15 protein-coding genes are annotated in these 17,606 nt (G+C 71.2%); 4 read left to right on the top strand and 11 right to left on the bottom strand.

All coding sequences use genetic code 11. The annotated features are described in order from the left end of the window. Both TA90_RS04320 and pntB read left to right on the top strand, forming a co-directional pair. Positions 1-373 (top strand): proton-translocating transhydrogenase family protein (locus TA90_RS04320; RefSeq protein WP_043534785.1); only part of this gene is annotated, 373 nt, incomplete at its 5' end. A 3-nt stretch (positions 374-376) separates the two neighbouring features. Continuing rightward, complete coding sequence (gene pntB, locus TA90_RS04315) at positions 377-1,876, top strand: Re/Si-specific NAD(P)(+) transhydrogenase subunit beta (protein WP_043534784.1); 1,500 nt, start codon at positions 377-379, stop codon at positions 1,874-1,876. 88 nt (positions 1,877-1,964) lie between these two features. Here pntB and TA90_RS04310 read toward each other — a convergent pair whose 3' ends face one another. From TA90_RS04310 to TA90_RS04280, 7 genes are all read right to left on the bottom strand, one after another. Continuing rightward, on the bottom strand, positions 1,965-2,522 hold the full coding sequence (locus tag TA90_RS04310) for a DUF2249 domain-containing protein (protein ID WP_043534783.1): 558 nt from the start codon (positions 2,520-2,522) through the stop codon (positions 1,965-1,967). Positions 2,523-2,699: 177 nt separating this feature from the next. Next, complete coding sequence (locus TA90_RS04305) at positions 2,700-3,050, bottom strand: cupin domain-containing protein (RefSeq protein WP_231550657.1); 351 nt, start codon at positions 3,048-3,050, stop codon at positions 2,700-2,702. A 5-nt stretch (positions 3,051-3,055) separates the two neighbouring features. Then, on the bottom strand, positions 3,056-3,544 hold the full coding sequence (locus TA90_RS04300) for a RidA family protein (RefSeq protein WP_043534782.1): 489 nt from the start codon (positions 3,542-3,544) through the stop codon (positions 3,056-3,058). 203 nt (positions 3,545-3,747) lie between these two features. Beyond that, entirely contained in the window at positions 3,748-6,093 is a 2,346-nt protein-coding gene (locus tag TA90_RS04295) for a glycoside hydrolase family 3 N-terminal domain-containing protein (protein WP_197067841.1), read from the bottom strand. Further along, positions 6,090-6,974 (bottom strand): carbohydrate ABC transporter permease, encoded by an 885-nt coding sequence (locus TA90_RS04290; RefSeq protein ID WP_043534781.1) that lies wholly within the window; start codon positions 6,972-6,974, stop codon positions 6,090-6,092. The genes TA90_RS04295 and TA90_RS04290 overlap by 4 nt, the downstream gene beginning before the upstream one ends. Next, complete coding sequence (locus tag TA90_RS04285) at positions 6,971-8,005, bottom strand: carbohydrate ABC transporter permease (RefSeq protein WP_052450496.1); 1,035 nt, start codon at positions 8,003-8,005, stop codon at positions 6,971-6,973. The genes TA90_RS04290 and TA90_RS04285 overlap by 4 nt, the downstream gene beginning before the upstream one ends. 7 nt (positions 8,006-8,012) lie before the next feature. Further along, a complete protein-coding gene (locus TA90_RS04280) occupies positions 8,013-9,329 on the bottom strand; it encodes an extracellular solute-binding protein (RefSeq protein ID WP_043534780.1) in 1,317 nt (438 codons plus the stop codon). Between the two features lie 205 nt (positions 9,330-9,534). Here TA90_RS04280 and TA90_RS04275 point away from each other — a divergent pair, with 205 nt between their 5' ends. Next, on the top strand, positions 9,535-10,581 hold the full coding sequence (locus tag TA90_RS04275) for a LacI family DNA-binding transcriptional regulator (RefSeq protein WP_043534779.1): 1,047 nt from the start codon (positions 9,535-9,537) through the stop codon (positions 10,579-10,581). A gap of 165 nt (positions 10,582-10,746) precedes the next feature. Here the strand turns inward: TA90_RS04275 and TA90_RS04270 are convergent, their stop codons facing one another. Beyond that, a complete protein-coding gene (locus TA90_RS04270) occupies positions 10,747-12,129 on the bottom strand; it encodes a xylulokinase (RefSeq protein WP_043534778.1) in 1,383 nt (460 codons plus the stop codon). A gap of 46 nt (positions 12,130-12,175) precedes the next feature. Continuing rightward, complete coding sequence (gene xylA / locus TA90_RS04265) at positions 12,176-13,522, bottom strand: xylose isomerase (RefSeq protein ID WP_043534787.1); 1,347 nt, start codon at positions 13,520-13,522, stop codon at positions 12,176-12,178. Positions 13,523-13,753: 231 nt separating this feature from the next. Here xylA and TA90_RS04260 point away from each other — a divergent pair, with 231 nt between their 5' ends. Next, positions 13,754-14,884 (top strand): ROK family transcriptional regulator, encoded by a 1,131-nt coding sequence (locus TA90_RS04260; protein ID WP_231550656.1) that lies wholly within the window; start codon positions 13,754-13,756, stop codon positions 14,882-14,884. A 12-nt stretch (positions 14,885-14,896) separates the two neighbouring features. On the opposite strand, the gene TA90_RS04255 is transcribed toward TA90_RS04260, so the two are convergent. After that, complete coding sequence (locus TA90_RS04255; RefSeq protein WP_043534777.1) at positions 14,897-16,741, bottom strand: carbohydrate-binding domain-containing protein; 1,845 nt, start codon at positions 16,739-16,741, stop codon at positions 14,897-14,899. A 44-nt stretch (positions 16,742-16,785) separates the two neighbouring features. Next, on the bottom strand, positions 16,786-17,508 hold the full coding sequence (locus TA90_RS04250) for a VTC domain-containing protein (protein ID WP_052450495.1): 723 nt from the start codon (positions 17,506-17,508) through the stop codon (positions 16,786-16,788). Positions 17,509-17,606: the final 98 nt, after the last annotated feature.

Below are 17,606 nucleotides of genomic sequence, written 5' to 3'. Positions count from 1 at the left end.
CGCGCAGGAGGCCCGTGCCGAGGCCCGGCGTCGGCGACGGCGTCTGGGGTGGTGGGGGCTCGCGGTCGTGCTCGCCGCGGCCCTCGTCCTGGCGACCCCGCCGGCCGCGGCCGCCCACCTGATGGTCCTGCTGCTGGCGGTCGTCGTCGGCTTCCGGGTCATCACCGCGGTGACGCACTCCCTGCACACCCCGCTGATGTCGGTGACGAACGCGGTCTCCGGGATCATCCTGGTCGGTGCCGTCCTGCAGGTGGGGTCCTCGAACACCCTGGTCTCGGCCCTGTCCTTCGTGGCGATCGTCGTGGCCTCCATCAACATCTTCGGCGGATTCACGGTGACCCACCGCATGCTCGCCATGTTCAGGAAGGACTGAGCCATGACGACGCTCCTCACCACCCTGCCCGTCCCCGTGCCCGCAGCGGTCCCCGACGCTGTGGCCACCGCCGTCTCCCGGGGCAGCGTGCTCGCCTACCTCGTGGCGGCACTCCTCTTCATCCTCGCCCTGTCAGGGCTGTCCCGGCACGAGACCGCCCAGCGCGGCAACTCCCTGGGTGCCATCGGCATGGGGACCGCACTGGTCGCCACAGTCGTGGTCGCCCTGACCTCGGACCCCGGTCGCGGGGTGTGGGTGACGGCCCTCCTCATCGCCCTGGCACTCCTGGTGGGCGCCACCATCGGCACGACCCTGGCGCGCCGCGTCGAGATGACGGGGATGCCCCAGCTCATCGCGTTGCTGCACAGCTTCGTGGGCCTCGCCGCGGTACTGGTGGGCTTCAACTCCTACCTGGCGCCCGACCCCACCGCCCTCGAGCTCGGCTCGTTCCACCTCGGTGAGGTCTACCTGGGGATCTTCATCGGCGCAGTCACCCTGACCGGGTCGGTCATCGCCTTCCTCAAGCTCTCCGGGAGGATCGCGGGCGCCCCCCTGACCCTGCCGGGCCGCAACTGGCTCAACCTCGGGGCCCTGGTCGTCTCCCTGGTGTTCATGGTCGTCTTCCTGCGCACCCCGGAGCACTCCACGTGGTCCTGGGTGGCCCTGGTCGCGATGACGGTGATCGCCCTGCTGCTCGGGGCGCACCTGGTGGCCGCCATCGGTGGCGGCGACATGCCGGTGGTCGTGTCGATGCTCAACTCCTACTCGGGGTGGGCCGCGGCCGCTGCGGGGTTCATGCTGGACAACGACCTCCTCATCCTCACCGGTGCACTGGTGGGCTCCTCGGGTGCCTACCTCAGCTGGATCATGTGCCGGGCGATGAACCGCTCCTTCGTCTCCGTCATCCTCGGCGGGTTCGGGGGCGAGTCCCAGGCACCCTCGCCCCGGCCGGGAGCGGGCGGCGGCGAGGGCGCCGCCCCCGAGGAGCACCGCGAGGTCGACGCCGCCACGGTGGCGGGGATGCTGGCCGACGCGCACCGCGTCGTCATCACCCCCGGCTACGGGATGGCGGTGGCCCACGCCCAGTACCCGGTGGCCGAACTGGTGGAGAAGCTGCGCTCCCGGGGGGTGCGTGTGGAGTTCGCCATCCACCCCGTGGCCGGACGGCTCCCCGGGCACATGAACGTGCTGCTCGCCGAGGCCCGCGTCCCCTACGACATCGTCCTGGAGATGGACGAGGTCAACGACGAACTCGGCGACGTCGACGTCGTGCTGGTCATCGGGGCGAACGACACCGTCAACCCGGCGGCGGAGGAACCCGGCTCACCCATCGCGGGGATGCCCGTGGTGCGTGTGTGGGAGGCACGCGAGGTGGTGGTCTTCAAGCGCTCCATGGCCACGGGGTACGCCGGTGTGCAGAACCCGCTGTTCTTCCGCGAGAACACGCAGATGCTCTTCGGGGACGCGAAGTCGAGCGTGGAGGACATCATCAAGGCCCTGTGAGGCGGGTCAGGGACCCGACCGCCCGGGCGCGCGGACGACGTGGGGCCACCTCCTCCAGGAGGTGGCCCCACGCGCCGGTGTGGACCGCTCAGGACAGACGCGTCACCCGGTACCGCCACGTCCGCGGTCCGGCGTCGAGGGTCTCCACGCGGTAGTGGGAGGCCGAGTCACGCAGGTGCTCGAAGAGGGGCTCGGGCTGGTGGGGGGCGACCAGGACGATCCCGTCGCCGACGGGGAGGCCGTCGACGGCGGCGAAGAGCACGGCCTTGCGCACGACGCGGGGGATCGAGTGGACGACCAGTTCCTCCGCGGCGCCCACGCCGGGGGCCGTCGGGGCGGGAGCGGCATGCGCACCACCGTGGTGGTGCCCTCCCCGGCCGTGTCCACGGCACCCGCACCCACCGGACGCCTTCTCCTGGGCAGCGGCATCCTGCCCGGGGGCGGCCCGGTGCCCGTGTCCCCCGCACCCGCACCCACCGGCGGCCGCCGTCCCACCCTCGTCGGCCCGCTCCGCGACCGCGGCGTGGCCGTGCCCGCCACACCCGCACCCGCCGCCGCTGGCACCGAGCTTCTGGGCGTCCACGAGGCGGAACATCTGGTGCCCCGCCGCAGTGGGAGCCGCGTCGGGGGGGGTCTGGTCGCTCATGGTGTGTCCTTCTGGTCGTGGGGGCGTCGATGGCGGGACGTGGCCCCGGGGACCGCCACGTTCCCCGGTCGCACCCGCCGGCACCACACTAGCCGTGTGCGTCCGTCGTGGCGCGACGGCGTTCCCCCGGCCGGACACCCGCGACCGCGGCACCCCGACGGGCCGTTCCCGCCCGTCTCAGGAGTGTGACGGGGTCCCGGTGGAGGTCACGGTCGTCAGCAGGAACACACTGTCCTGCAGGGCCAGGACGGAGTGGCGCTCATGGGTGAGCGTCCACAGTTCGCCCTCGTCGAACTCTCCCTGCGCGGTGCCGTCGGCATCCACCCGGACCTTCCCGCGGATCACCTGCAGTGAGGCGGCCGGTGGCGAGTTGTGCTCGCCCAGGCGGGTTCCCTCCACGAGGGCGACGACGGTCTGGCGGAGGGGTCCGTCGTGGACGACGAGCTCCGAACTGCGACCGTTCTCGGAGGCATGGGCGGCGGCGAGGTGCACCGCGGCCAGGGACTTCAGTGACTTCAGTGCGCTCACGGTGGTCAGAGCTCCCGGATCCGGGCGACGGCGCCGTCGACCAGGGAGAACTCCGCCTCGACCTCGACGGAGGCGTTGAGGGGGAGCACGGCGACACCCACGGCGGAGCGGATGTGGTGGTCGCCGAAGACCTGCCCGTAGAGTTCGGAGGCGCCGTTGATGACGCCCGCCTGCCCGGTGAAGTCGGGACGGGAGGAGACGAAGCCGGTCACCTTCACCACTCCGGAGAGCCTGTCGAGACCCCCGGCGGCAGCGGCCGCCGCCGCCAGTGCGTTGAGTGCCGCGGTGCGGGCGGCGTCCTTCGCGTCCTCTGGGTCCGCACCGTCCACGCCCACCGCCCCGGTGCAGGTGAGCTCCCCGCCCTCCAGGGGCAACTGGCCGGAGGTGCGCACCGTTCCGCGGTCCACCAGGGCCGGGACGTAGGCGGCGACGGGTGCGGCGACGGGGGGAAGCTCGACACCGAGCTCCTCCAGGCGTTGGGAAGGTGTGGTCATGGCTGGCTCCTCGGGGGTGTGCCCGGGGCGGTCCGGTCGGCCGGTCCCCGCCCCGGGGAGGTGCATGGTCCGACGCCACAGGAGTGGCGCCGCTCCTCCCCACGCTAGTCGCACGGGGACGGAACCGGGAGGCGGTACCACTCCCCGGGCCGCCGGGGCGGTGCCCTGTGCGGTGCCCGGAGGGTGCTGCCGGGAGGTGTCGTTCAGAGTGGTTCGACGGACACCGGGGTCGTCAGCACACGTCCCTCGGGGACGCTCCTCCGCCCACCCACGACCTCCACCACCAGCGGCTCGAGCCTGTCCTCCGAGGAGTGCCCGGCACTGAGGAGCACCTCGCCGGGTTCGACGATCCGCGCGAGGTCCCGTCCCGTGAAGGAGAACCGGTCGGCGTGCACGGTGAACGTGACCCGTGCGGAGGCCCCCGCCGCCAGGTCCACCTTGGCGAACCCGATGAGCTGCTTGAGGGGGCGCACGACCTCCGCGCACGGGTCGGTCAGGTAGAGCTGGACGACCTCGGAGCCGCCCCGCCCACCGGTGTTCGTCACGGTCACCGCGTACTCCACGGTGCCGGCGACGTCCACCGTCGGGGCGGAGACCTCGGGGTCGGAGTAGGCGAAGGTCGTGTAGGAGGTGCCGGATCCGAAGGGGTAGAGGGGGCGCGGGTCGAGGTTCGAGATGCCCTCCGCGTACCAGCCCAGTGCAGGGGCGAGGTAGGTGCCGGGCTGGCCCCCGCGGGTGCGGGGGATCGCGACCGGGAGACGACCCGAGGGGTTGACGGCGCCGGAGAGCACGCGGGCGATGGCCCCCGCGCCCTCGACTCCCGGCATGAAGGCCTGCACCACCGCGGCGCAGCGGCCGGCGTACTCCCCCAGCGCGTAGGGCCGCCCCGTCACCAGGAGGAGCACGGTGGGGGTGCCGGTGTCGAGCACGGCCCCGAGGAGTTCGCCCTGGCGTCCGGGGAGGTCGAGGTCGACCACGTCGCAGCCCTCCCCGGAGGTCCCCTCCCCGAAGAGCCCGGCGATGTCCCCGACGCAGACGACGGCCACGTCCGCCTCCCGGGAGGTGCGGACCGCCTCGGCGATCCCCTCGTCGGTCCCCTCGGTGAAGCCCACACCCGCGCACAGGAGCGGGGGCTCCCCGAGCTCCTCCGCGAGCGCGCCGGGCAGGTCCTGGATCTCGAGCCCGGTGCCTCCCTCCGCGGTCCGGGAGAGGACGTGGTTGGGGAAGGCGTAGCACCCCATCAGGGTGCGCACGTCGGTCCAGGAGGGTCCGACGAGGGCGACCCGGGTTCCGGGACGCAGGGGCAGGATCCCGTCATTGGCCAGGAGCACGACGGACTCCTCCGCCATCCGGCGCGCGATGTCGCGGTTGCGTGGGGAGTCGAGGTCGCGCCCGGGATCCACGTCGGCCCCGGGGGACCACTCGGGGTCGAGCAGTCCCAGGCGTGCCTTCTGGTGCAGCACACGGCGCACGGCCGCGTCGATGTCGGCGACGTCGAGCAGACCCTGTTCCAGGGCCTCGTCCAGGGCCGCGAAACAGGTCGTCTCCGGGAGCTCGACGTCCATGCCCGCGCGCAGGGCCAGGGCCGCGGCCTGCGCCCGGTCGCGGGCGACGTGGTGCATGGACTCCAGGAAGCTCACCGACCAGTAGTCGGAGACGACGGGACCCGCGAAACCCCACCGGTCCCTCAGGACCTCGGTGAGGAGGTGGTGGGAGGCCGCGACGGGGACACCGTCGATGTCCGAGTAGGAGTTCATCACGCTGGCGACCCCGCCCTCGCGCACCGCCATCTCGAAGGGGACGAGCATGACGTCCTCGAGCTCACGCGGCCCCATGGACACCGGCGCGTGGTTGCGTCCCGCCCGGGAGGCCGGGTAGGCGACGAAGTGCTTGAGCGTGGCGTCGATGCCGGCGGACTGGAGCCCCTGCACGTAGGCGGTCCCGAGGGTTCCGACCAGGTAGGGGTCCTCCCCGCAGGTCTCCTCGACCCGCCCCCACCGGTAGTCGCGCACGACGTCCAGGAGGGGGGCGAGGCCCTGGTGGACCCCCACCGCCCGCATGTCCCCACCGACCGCGCGGGCCATCTCGCGCACGAGGGCGGGTCTCCACGTCGCCCCCCAGGCGATCGCCGCCGGGTAGACGGTCGTGCCCAGGGCCGTGAAGCCGGTCAGGCACTCCTCGTGGGCGATGGCGGGGATGTGGTGGGGTGAGCGTCCACGCACCTCCTCCTGGAGGGAGACCAGGCGCGCGACGCCCTCATCGACGGGGAGGGGTGCGGTCCCGAAGACGCGGGTGAGGTGCCCCAGGCCGAGCCGTGAGGCCTCCTCCCACTGCTGGGACCGCTCGGCGAAGTCGTGCTCCAGGGGGGCGGCGCCCGAGTGGCCCCCTCCCTGCCCGGTCCCGGGGTCCGGGGCGGGCGCGGCCAGTGAGGTGTCGCGGAGCCAGTAGGAGCCCAGTTGGTGCAGCTTCTCCTGCAGGTCCATCGACCCCAGGAGGGTCTCGACGAGCTCGTCGGTCGCCTCCCCGGCCATGTGCTGGGTGGTCATCATCCCTTCACCGCTCCCTGGAGTCCGTTGACGATCCGCTTCTGCATCGCGAGGAAGAACACGAGGGCGGGGATCATCGCGAGCGTGGTGAACGCGAAGACACCGGCCATGTCGGAGGAGTGCTCCGTGGAGAAGTCCGCCACGCCCAGCGGGAGGGTCCTCATGTCCCCCTGCAGCAGGAGCAGTGGGAGGAGGTACGCGTTCCACGACCCGACGAAGGCGAGCACCCCCACGGTCACCATGCCCGGTGCGGACAGGGGCAGGAGGATGCGCCAGAAGAACCCGATCCGGGTGGCGCCGTCCAGGAGGGAGGCCTCCTCGAGCTCGCGCGGGATCGCCTGCAGGAACGGTCGGAGGATCACCACCGTCATGGGCAGTTGGAAGGCCGCCTGGGGCAGTGCGACGCCCCACCACGTGTTCGCCAGGTGGAGGTCCTTCGAGATGATGATGAACAGCGGGATGATCGCCACCGAGGCGGGGAACAGGAGCCCCAGGACGAAGACCATGTACACCGGTTCGCGCCACCGGAAGGAGTACCGGGAGAGCGGGTAGGCGGCCATGATCCCCAGGACCACCACGAGGGCGGTGGTGATCAGGGCGATCGCCGTGGAGTTCAGGGCGTAGCGCCAGAAGGCCGGGTTGGACAGGACCCCCGCGTAGTTGGAGAACACCCAGGGATCGGGCAGCCCCGCGGGGTTCTCGGCGAGCTGCGCGTTGGAGCGGAACGCCGAGAGGATCGCGTAGACGACCGGGGAGAGCGTCACGACGGCCGCGAGGAGGCCCACCACGTAGGCCCACGTGTTGCCGCGACGCCGGGCGGCGTTGCCCTCACCGGAGCCCCGTCTGCGCTCCGCCATGGTCACCGGTGCGTGTGTGGTGCTCATCGTGACCTCACCTCCCTCTTGCTGCGCCGCCGGCCGACCTCGTCGGAGGTGTTGTCGCGCCGCAGGATGAAGTACTGGTAGGCGACGGCCATGACGACCGCCACGACGAAGAGGATCACGGAGGCCGCCCCGGCGATCCCGTAGTTCGAACGCTTGGTGCCCTCGTTGATGAGGAAGGTCGCCATCGTGACCGTCGAGTTGGCCGGTCCGCCCTTGGTGAGGATCCACACCATGTCGAAGAGCTGGAGGGACCCGATCATCGAGAGGAAGGCCCAGGTGCGCATGGTGGGACCGAGCAGAGGGATCGTGATGTGGCGCTGGATCTGCCACCAGGAGGCGCCGTCGATCTGGGCGGCCTCCTCCAGTTCCTCAGGCACCCCCTGGAGCCCGGCGAGCAGGAGCAGGATCGCCAACCCGACGTACTTCCAGGTCAGCACGACGATCACGGTGGCGAGGGCGTACCTCGGGGTCCCGAGGAACCCCTGTTCGGGCCCGGACAGCCCCACGAGGCCGAGCAGGGCGTCGATGACCCCGTAGCGCGGTTGGAGGAGCTGGAGCCAGACGACGCCGGCGATGACCTCCGAGAGGACGTAGGGCACGAAGATGACCATGCGCAGTGTGCCCTGGAACCGCATCTTCCGGTTGAGGAGCAGTGCGATCGCCAGCCCGAGGGGCAGCTGGATCGCGATGGACGCCACCACGATGACCAGGTTGTGGGTGAGCGCCTGGATGAAGACGTCGTTGCGCAGGACCGAGACGTAGTTGCCCAGGCCGACGAAGTCGACCAGGGGACCGTACCCCTTCCACTTGTAGAGGGAGAACTGGACGGCCCGGGTGATCGGCCACACGATGAACATCGCGATGAGCACGAGTGCCGGGGTGACGAAGAAGGTGATCTCCGCACCCTTGCGCCAGTCGGTCGGCCTGCGACGTGGCGCCGGTGTCCCGGCGGTCCCCTCCGGGACCGTCGGGACACCGGCATCCTGCACCGCGGACGAACCACTGCTGGTGACTGTGGTTGCGTCTGTCATGGAAGCGTCACTCCGCGTCTGCTGCGGCCTGGGTCGCGTCGACGATGTCCTGCGGGGTCGCCTGGCCCGCGAAGAGCAGGGCGATCTCGTCGTTCATGGCCCCACCGATCGCCGTCCCGAAGGCGGTGTCGAAGTAGAGCTGGACGTAGGGGGCGTCGTCACGCACCGTCAGGAGATCGGCGAGCACGGGGTCGCCCACCGCACCGGTCGCGGCGGGATTCGTCGGCAGGCCCATGCTGTTCTCCGCGAAGCCCTGCTGGACCTTGTCGGAGAGCAGGTACTTGGCGAACTCGACGGCCTCGTCGGGCGCGTTCTGGGAGACGGCCCAGGCGTCGCCACCACCCAGCGCTGCGGCCGGGTCACCCTGGCCACCCTCGACGCTCGGGAAGGCGAACCAGCCCGTGTCGTCACCGAGGCCCTGGTTGTCCTCCGTCAGGCCCTGCATGACTCCCGGCTCCCAGTGCCCGGCCAGCTCCATGGCGACCTTGCCGGTGGCCAGGAGGCCGGAGGCACTGGTGGCACCCGTCTGCGCGGGCGTCGTGAGGAAGCCCGGGTTGAAGGGTTCCTTCTGGACGAGGGCCTGCAGGTCCTCCCCGGCCCGCTCGAAGCAGGCGTCGGAGAAGTCGTGGCTGGTGACCGCATCGGTGAGCACCTGCTCGGAGCACTGGCGCAGGGCGAAGTAGTACCAGTAGTGGGCCGCCGGCCACTTGTCACCGGCCCCGACCGAGATCGGGGTGATGTCCGCGGCCTTGAGTGCGTCGATCGCAGAGTCGAGCTCCGCCATCGTGGTCGGGGGTGTGGTGATCCCCCCCTGCTCGAAGAGCGACTTGTTGTACCAGAAGCCGACGACGCCCATCGAGAAGGGCAGCGCGTAGGTGTGTCCGTCGACCTGGAAACCGGAGACGTTGCCTCCCAGGGTCTCGATGACGTCGGCGGCGGGGTCGGTCAGGTCCTTCGTCAGACCGGCCGCGACGTGGTCGGCGAGCTCGCCTCCCCCGCGCTCCATGTACACGTCGGGCATGTCCCCGCTCTGGAAGGCGGCCTCGAGCTTGGTGAGCATGTCCTCGTGCTGCATGGCTGAGATCTCGATCGTCACCCCGGGGTGCTCGGCCTCGAAGTCCTTCGCCACCTGTTCGTAGTAGGCCTTGCCGGGATCCGAGTTGGAGTTGTGCCACCAGGTGATGGTGGTGCTGCTGCCGGCGTCACCGCTGGCGGCACCGCTGGTCCCGCTCTCCGTACCGCCCCCCCTGCCGCACCCGGCAAGGGCGAGTGCGGCGACTGCCGACACCGCCGCGAGGGCTGTCATCCTTCGTCCGTGTCTCATCGTTGAAACCTCCCCGTCGTCAGTGGCCCGCGTCGACAACACAGTCGAAACTTTTCGCAAACCAACCAGAGCACTTTTAGTTTAGTAGAATGACTAAGCAAGTCAACAGCATCCGCCATTTCAACGATAACGAATGAGTCTCATCGCGTTCGACATGTCGAAATCATTTCGATAAGCTCGTGTCCGAGACTCCACGGAGGTGCCAATGGGTGCTGTCGATCAGGGGCACGTCACACTCGACGACGTCGCCCGGGGGGCCGGTGTGTCGCGGGCGACCGCCTCGAAGGCCCTCAACAACCGCAGTGACGTCGCGGCGTCGACCCGGGCGCGGGTGCTCGCCACCTCCGAGGAGCTGGGGTACCGACCCGCCCTCGTCCCCGCCCCCCTCCCCTACCCGTCCGTGGCCCTGGTGGCCGACAACCTCGCCACCTTCTACACCCTCGAGATCCTCAAGGGGGCCGCCTCCGCCGCCCTGCGTGAGGGGGTCTCGCTCACGGTCTCCTACACGCCGGGTACCCCTCCGGGGAACTGCCCCGTCCCCCTCGAGGAGGCCTGGTTCGACCTCATCCACGGCAACCGGTACCTGGGGGTGATCGTCGTGACCACGCCCCTGTCGGACGCCCAACTGGCCAAGGCCCATTCCCTCGGACTGCCACTCGTCGCGATCGATCCCGCCAACGCGCTCCCCCACGGCGCCCGCAGCATCGGGGCGACGAACTGGAACGGGGGCGTGGAGGCCACGCAGCACCTCATCGACCTCGGCCACCGTCGCATCGCCTTCGTCCGCGGACCGGCGGAGTCGGTCCCCTCGGGTGAACGCCTCCAGGGGTACCTCTCAGCCCTGCAGATGAACGACCTCCCCGTCCTGCCGGAGCTCATCAGGGGCGACGACTTCACCTACGAGACGGGGCTCGAGGTCGGACGGGAGCTGTTGGCGCTGCCCCCCTCGCAGCGGCCCACGGCGGTCTTCGCGGGGGCCGACGCCATCGCACTCGGTCTCTACGAGGCGGCGCGAGAGGCAGGGCTGTCGATCCCCGGCGACATCAGCGTCGTCGGCTTCGACGACACCGACATGGCCGCCTGGGCGACGCCCCGCCTCACCACCGTCCACCAGCCGCTCCACGACATGGGGGCCGCCGGCGTGCGCCTGGTGGTCGACCTCGCCCGTGGGGGTGAGCCGTCGATGAGCGGGCCGGTCCGCCTGGCCACGACACTGGTCCGCCGCGACTCGACGGGTCCGGCGCCCTCCTGATCGGCCGTCCCCCGACGCCCCTGACGGGCCGGGCTGATCCGGACGGGCCGGGCTGATCCGGACGGGCGCGTGTGGACGAGTGCGACGCCCCCACGGGGAACCCTGTCCGTGGGGGCGTCGACAGTGTGGTCGGGCGGAGGTCCGACAGAAGGTGGGGTCGGGCTCTCAGCTCCCCTGTTCCAGGACCCCGGCGGCCTGCCGGGCGGCGCCCAGGGCGACGTACTCACCTGGCTCGGGCAGGGCCACCTCGACACCCAGGCGCTGGGGTGCCAGCGCCTGCACCGCCGTGGACCTCGCCCCTCCACCCACCATGAGGACCCGCCCGATGGGCACTCCGAGCGCCCGCACCGCGTCCAGCGCGCCGCGCATGAGGTCCAGCAGCCCCTCCACCCCGGCCCGCGCGACATGGGCACGGTCGGAGTTGGCCAGGGTCATGCCGCGCAGCTCCGCAGTCGCGTCGGGCAGGTTCGGGGTGCGCTCACCCTCGAAGTAGGGGACGAGGACGAGCCCGCCCGCGTCCGGCACGGACATGGCGAGGTCGTCGTACTCCCGGTAGTCGGCGTCGATGACGCGGGCCATCGCGTCGGTGATGCGGGAGGCGTTGAGGGTGCAGGCCAGGGGGAGCCAGTTCCCGCTCGCGTCGGAGAACCCCGCGACGAGGCCGGTGGGGTCCGAGACCGGGTGGTCCGACACCGCGGCGACCACCCCGGAGGTCCCCAGGGAGAGCAGGGCGTCACCGGGCCGCAGGCCCACGCCCAGCGCGGCACCGGCGTTGTCACCGCACCCGGGTCCCAGTTCCACATGACCCCAGCCGCGCGACGCATCCGCGTGCCCGGCGGACTGCCGGGGTCCCAGGATGCGCGGGAGGACGATGTCGTCGGCCCCGCCCTCGGGGCGCCGCAGGGCGCGCGCGAGGATGTCACGACGGTAGCCCCCGCGAGCGCCCCCCTCCTCGGTTCCCGCCACCGCGACCTCGCGGTCCGTGTACCCGGTCCCCGAGGCGTCGGAACGGTCGGTGACCAGGTCCTCCAGCCGTCCGGTCCCCCTGATGCGCCAGGTGAGCCAGTCGTGGGGCAGGCACACCGCCGCGATGCGCGCGGCGTTGTCGGGTTCGTGGTCGGCGAGCCACCGCAGCTTGGTGACCGTGAGTGAGGCGACCGGCACCGAGCCTGTGGCCTCGGCCCACCACGCAGCGCCGACCCCGGCGTCACCTGCTCCGGCCTCGAGGACCAGGTCCCGTGCGGCGTCGCCGGAACGGGTGTCGTTCCACAGGAGGGCGGGGCGGATGACCTCGCCGTCCCGGTCCAGGCAGACCATTCCGTGCTGCTGGCCGCCCACGGACAGGGCCGCGACGTCCCCGAGCCCGCCCGCACCGTCGACGGCTTCCAGGAACGCGTCCCACCAGAACCGGGGATCCACCTCGGTGCCGTCGGGGTGCGTGGCCCTGCCCTCGCGCACGACGGCGCCGGTCACGGGGTCGACCACGACCACCTTGCAGGACTGCGTCGAGGTGTCGACCCCGGCGACGAAGGGGCGTTGCGTGTCCATGGGAACTCCTTCTCCGAGTGACTGCCTGTCCGGCACCACCGGGAGGTCAGTCGCGACCCAGCGTGTCGACGATGTAGTTGTTGATCGTCGCCTTCACCGACTCCAGGTGGTCGGAGCGCGTCGAGGCGAGGATGTCAGCCTGCGGCACGTCCAGTGCGTGGGCCTCAAGGTCCGCGAGGGTGGCCGAGCCGTCCTCCACGCTCGCACCCACTCCCCGGTCGAAGGAGTCGTAGCGCTCGGCGACGAGGTCCTCGATGAAGCGGTCCTCGTGCATCTGCGCTGCCACCAGCAGTCCGGCGGCGTAGGAATCCATGCCGACGACGTGGGCGCGGAAGAGGTCCTCGGCGGTGAAGGAGGTGCGCCGGGGCTTCGCATCGAAGTTCAGGCCGCCGTGGGGGCCGATGCGACCCTCGTCGAGGATCTCCCACATGACGGCGGTGGTCTCGTAGAGGTCGGAGGGGAACTCGTCGATGTCCCAGCCGATGAGCTTGTCCCCCTGGTTCGCGTCCAGCGACCCGAGCATGCCCGCCACGCGGGCCACACGGACCTCGTGCTGGTAAGTGTGACCGGCGAGGTTCGCGTGGTTCCCCTCGAGGTTCAGCTTGAAGTCCCCGTCGAGCCCGTAGGTCTTGAGGAAGGCGATCGAGGTCGCGGCGTCGAAGTCGTACTGGTGGGTGGTCGGCTCCTTCGGCTTGGGCTCGATGAGGAACTGGGCGTCGAGCCCGATCTCGCGGGCGTAGTCCACGGCCATGTGCAGGAAGCGCGCCATGTGGTCCTGCTCGCGGCGGAGGTCCGTGTTCCAGAGGTTCTCGTAGCCCTCGCGGCCGCCCCAGAACACGTAGTTCTCGGCGCCCAGCCGTTTGGCGATCTCCAAGCTGTGCTTGAGCTGACCCCCCGCGTAGGAGAAGACCTCGGCGAAGGGGGAAGTCGCCGCTCCCGAGAGGAAGCGGGCATTGGTGAAGAGACTGCTGGTGTTCCACAGAGGAGTGATGCCGGTCTCCGCCTGCAGCTCCGCCACCCGGTCCACGACCCGGTCCAGGTTCGCATTGGTCTCGCGCAGGGTGTCACCCTCCGGAGCGAGGTCTCGGTCGTGGAAGCAGAAGTACCCGACGCCGAGCTTGCGGTAGAACTCGAAGGTGTAGTCCACCTTGGCCAGGGCCAGGTCCATGGGATCGGTGAAGTGGTCGTAGGGGCGCTGGGCCGTGCCCTCCCCGAAGGGGTCCACCAGGCGCTGGTCGAAGGTGTGCCAGTAGGCGACCGCGAAGCGCAGCCAGTCCTTCATCGGCTTCCCGGCAACCACGCGGTCGGGCTGGTAGTAGCGGAAGCCCAGGCCCTGCTGCGGTGAGGTCTTGCCGACGAAGGGGATGGGTTCGATGTTCCACAGGTCGCTCATGACCGGCACCTCCATGTGCATGGACACGGCCCCACTGCCGTGTCGTCTGTTTTGTTGCTGACCAAAACATTATAGGAAGGTCCCGGATCCCGCAAGGCTGCAGCGTATGGTCTGCCCATGGGTATTGGACGGTCGGCGCACACACTTGCTCCCCCGCAGACGACCAGGCGTATCGGAGAACGTCGGCGGACCGGGGTCACCGCAGAGAGTCTGAGGGCGACGAACCTGTCCTTGGTCCTCCGTCGTGTGCTCGCCGACCCCGGAGGTGTCTCCCGCGCAGCCGTCGCCACGGCCACCGGTATCACTCGCGCAACCGTCTCGCGTCTGGTCGACGAACTGATCAGCGCGGGTGTCATCTCCGAACTGGCGCCCCTGAATCCTGGCAGGGGCCGTCCAGCGGTTCCACTGGTTCCTCGCCAGGGCCGCTTCGTCTCCCTGGGACTCGAGGTCAACGTCGGCTCGCTGTCCGCACGCGTCGTGGACCTCACCGGCACGGTACTGGCGGAGGAGGTCGTGGTCGGCGACTTCTCGGGCACCAGCCCCGCGGCCACCATGGGCGACCTCTCCACCCTCGCCCACCGCGTCCTGGCCACCGCCCTGCGCCCTCGCGCGACCTTCCTCGGCTCGGGGTTGGCCCTGCCGGGCCTCGTCTCCCCCGACGCCCTCGCCCTCGCCCCGAACCTCGGGTGGAGGGACACCCCCCTGGCGGAGCTGCTCGCCCCCGTCGCCGACCTCCGACCGGTGCTCGTCGCGAACGAGGCCGACCTCGCCGCCTTCGCCGTCGCCCATCCCCTCCCCGGGGTCCCCTCCGGCCCCTCCTCCTTCGTCCTCGTCTCCGGCGAGGTCGGCATCGGCGCCGGGATCGTCATCGACCACCGCATGCTCACGGGGGCGCACGGCTGGTCCGGTGAGATCGGGCACATCTGCGTCGACCCCGCCGGACCCGTCTGCTCCTGCGGGGCGACGGGCTGCCTGGAGGCCTACCTCGGTCGGCGGGCCTTCATCCGGTTGGCGGGCCTGCCCGCCGGTTCCGCCCCCGCCGACGTGGTCCGCGCCGCGCGCGAGGGCTCCGCGGAGGCGCGTCGCGCTCTCGACGAGGGCGGGGCCGCACTGGGACGCGCCCTCGCGGCCGTCATCAACACCGTGGACATCCCGCTGGTCGTCCTGGGCGGCAATGTCGCCGAGGTCGGGGAGGAGCTCCTGCCGGCGGCCCGGCGGGAGATGTCGGTGCGCGTGCTGCAGTCGGAGTGGTCGCAGCCCGAGGTGCGTCTCGCCGCCGACAGCTCGCGGCTCGCCGCCACGGGCGCGGCCCACCGGGTCCTCCAGCGCCTGGTGGACGATCCCCTCGCCTGGACCGCCTGAGGGACGCCCGGGTCACCCGTTGCCGCCGGGACGCCCGTTGCCCCCACCGGGGCCGCCGCCCATCCCGCCGTCGGAGGACTGTCCGGCCGTGACGGTCGCCGAGGAACCCCCCTCGACCGCGACCGTGTAGGAGTCCCCGGTGGTGACCCCTGCCGAGGAGAACACCACGTTGCCGAACTGCTTGCGCGCGGTGAAGGTCGCCAGTGCGGTCCCGGAGGAGTCCGTCACCGTCACCTCGGACCCGGCCGAACCGGAGACCGTGGCCTGGACCCATCCCTGGCCGTCGGTCGACGAGGGTGCCGTCGCCATTCCCGAGGAGCCCACGGCCACAAGGGTGCCCCCGGTCACCGTCAGGGTCCCGTTGACGTCGAGGGCACCGTTGCCGCTGCCCGTGGGCCCCCAGACGCTGACGTCACCGCCGGAGATCGTGGCGGAGCCGTTGGAGTCGATGCCGTCCCCCTCCGCGTCCACGACGACGGTGCCGCCGGTGATGTCGACCTGCTCGCCGCTGTCGCCCATCCCGCCTCCCATGCCGCCACCCGCGTCGGAGTCGGAGGTCCCGGAGTCGTCCGAGGTCGCGGCCAGTCCCGCCTCGGTCGTCGTTGACCCCGATCCGTTGATCCCGTCGTCGTTCGAGGTGATGTCCACCGATCCGGCGGAGATCGTGACGAGCCCCGCCTCGAGCCCCTCCTCCGAGGTCGTGACCGTGACATCGGCTCCGTCGAGGACGGCGGCGACCTCGGCGTGGATCCCGTCGTCACCCGTGGCGAGCGTGACGGTCCCGGAGCTCAGGCGCAGCGCGCCCTTGGAGTGGAGGGCGTCGTCACCGGAGTCGACGTCCAGGGTCGTCCCGTCCTCCACCAGGAACACCCCGGCCTTGACCCCCTTCGCCGAGGTGTCCGTCTTCCCGGCGGATGCCCCACCGCCGGAGGCGACGGTGAGGGTCCCGACGGTGAGGACGACGTCCGTCTCCGCGTCGATCCCGTCCCCCTCGGAGGTGACGGTGACCGTGCCGCCTGCGATGTGGACGAACCCCTTGGTGGCGTCCCCGTCCTGGTCGGACTTCAGTCCGTCACCGCCCGCGGTGACGGTGACGGTCCCTCCCGCGACGGTGAGCGAGTCCTTCCCGCGCAGCCCGTCGTCCACGGCCTCGACCTCCAGGGTCCCGGAGAGGATGTACAGGTCGTCGGTGGAGGTGATGCCGTCGTTCCCGTTGCCCGAGACGTGGAGCGTCCCCTCCCCGGTGATCGTGAGGTCGGCGTCGGCGTGGACCGCGGCGTTGGCGGAGGCCGAGTCCTCGTAGGAGTCCGCGTCGGAGACCGAGTTGTCACCGGTGAGGGAGAGGACCACGTCATCCGCGGTGGTGACGGCGATGGCGGGTCCGGCGCTGTTCGAGATGTCGGCTCCGTCGAGGACCAGGACCACGAGGGCGTCCTCGGGGGCGTCGACCACCACCGATCCCTCGAGCGAGCCGGACAGGCGGTACACGCCGGCGGCGGTGATCGTCACCGTGGACCCGTCGACCGTCACACCTGCGGCGTCGGTGGTGGCAGTGGACCCCTGGAGGGTGATGTCCTGGGCGCTCGAGGCGTCCCACTCGTCGTCGTCGACCTTCGAGGAGTTCGCGTTGGCCGCGAGGACCTCCTCGGCCGTGGGCGGGGCTGTGGTGTCGACGGCCGCGGAGGAGGTGCCCTCCGTGTCCCCGGACTGCTCCACCTCGGAGGTGGTGGTGGTCGAGACGCTCGAGGTGGCACCCGACGGATCCCCACTCCCGGTGGTCGTCGTGGAGCAGGCGCCGAGAGCGAGTGAGGCGGTGAGCAGGAGTGCGGCGGTCCGGTGGACCATTCTCTTCGACATGGGTCTTCCTTCCTGCGGAGGTGGCGGTGGCCCCTCCGGGGTGGTCAGCAGGCGGTGGTGAATTCCTGGCGCAGGACGCGGGCCCACCGGTTGGCGGGGAGCGTGTCGTCCAGGGCGGCCAGGGCGGTGGCGTACTTCGAGATGCGGGTGGGGCGGTGTCCGCACGCCCACAGGAGGTGGTCCAGGTCTGAGGGCCGGGACCCGGACTTCGTCTCGACGATGACGAGGTCGGGACGGGTGAGGCTCCCCCGGCCCGGCGCGACCCACTCCAGTCCGGAGTCGATCGTCGCGCGCCCGCACCCGTCCCCCATGAGCAGGGTGGTCCTGCCGTAGGTGACCTCCAGCACCGGAACGAGCCCACCCGCGGTTCCGGGCGGGCACCCGAGTGGGACCAGGAGGGAGTCGACCCAGTCGCGCTCCGAGGCGTCGAGGGGACCGGTGGTGCTCCCCCCGACGGTGCGGATCCTGCGTTCCTTGACGGTGTGGCCACGCGGACCGCGGGTCTTGACCTCCAGGTAGGACAGGTCGGAGTCCGCGTAGGTGCGGGTGCGGACCTTGAAGCGCCTCCTCCGACGGGTGGCGGCCGAGCGGTACCCGGCGAGGTCGTCCGTGTCGAGGTAGGCGGAACGGTAGGACTGGGTGCGCAGGCCGTCGACCTCCAGGACCCGGGTGGCCGGGTCGAGACCGGAGAGCACCGCGGGGACCTCGGCGCGACGGAGCACGTACTTGCGGTCCACGCGCGTGAGCAGGGCGGCCCGGTCCACCATCTCCTCCAGGCCGATCCCCCGCAGCCCGGGACGGGCGTNTCGAGGGGGCGCGTCCCCCGGACCGGACTGCCGTCACGCCCATCGGCACGATGGCACCG

Origin of the sequence: Actinomyces polynesiensis, from assembly GCF_000820725.1 — a bacterium.
In the GTDB taxonomy this organism is placed as follows: Bacteria; Actinomycetota; Actinomycetes; order Actinomycetales; family Actinomycetaceae; genus Pauljensenia; species Pauljensenia polynesiensis.
The sequence above is the reverse complement of the archived record's forward strand: the minus strand, read 5'-3'. Positions and strand labels throughout refer to the sequence as shown.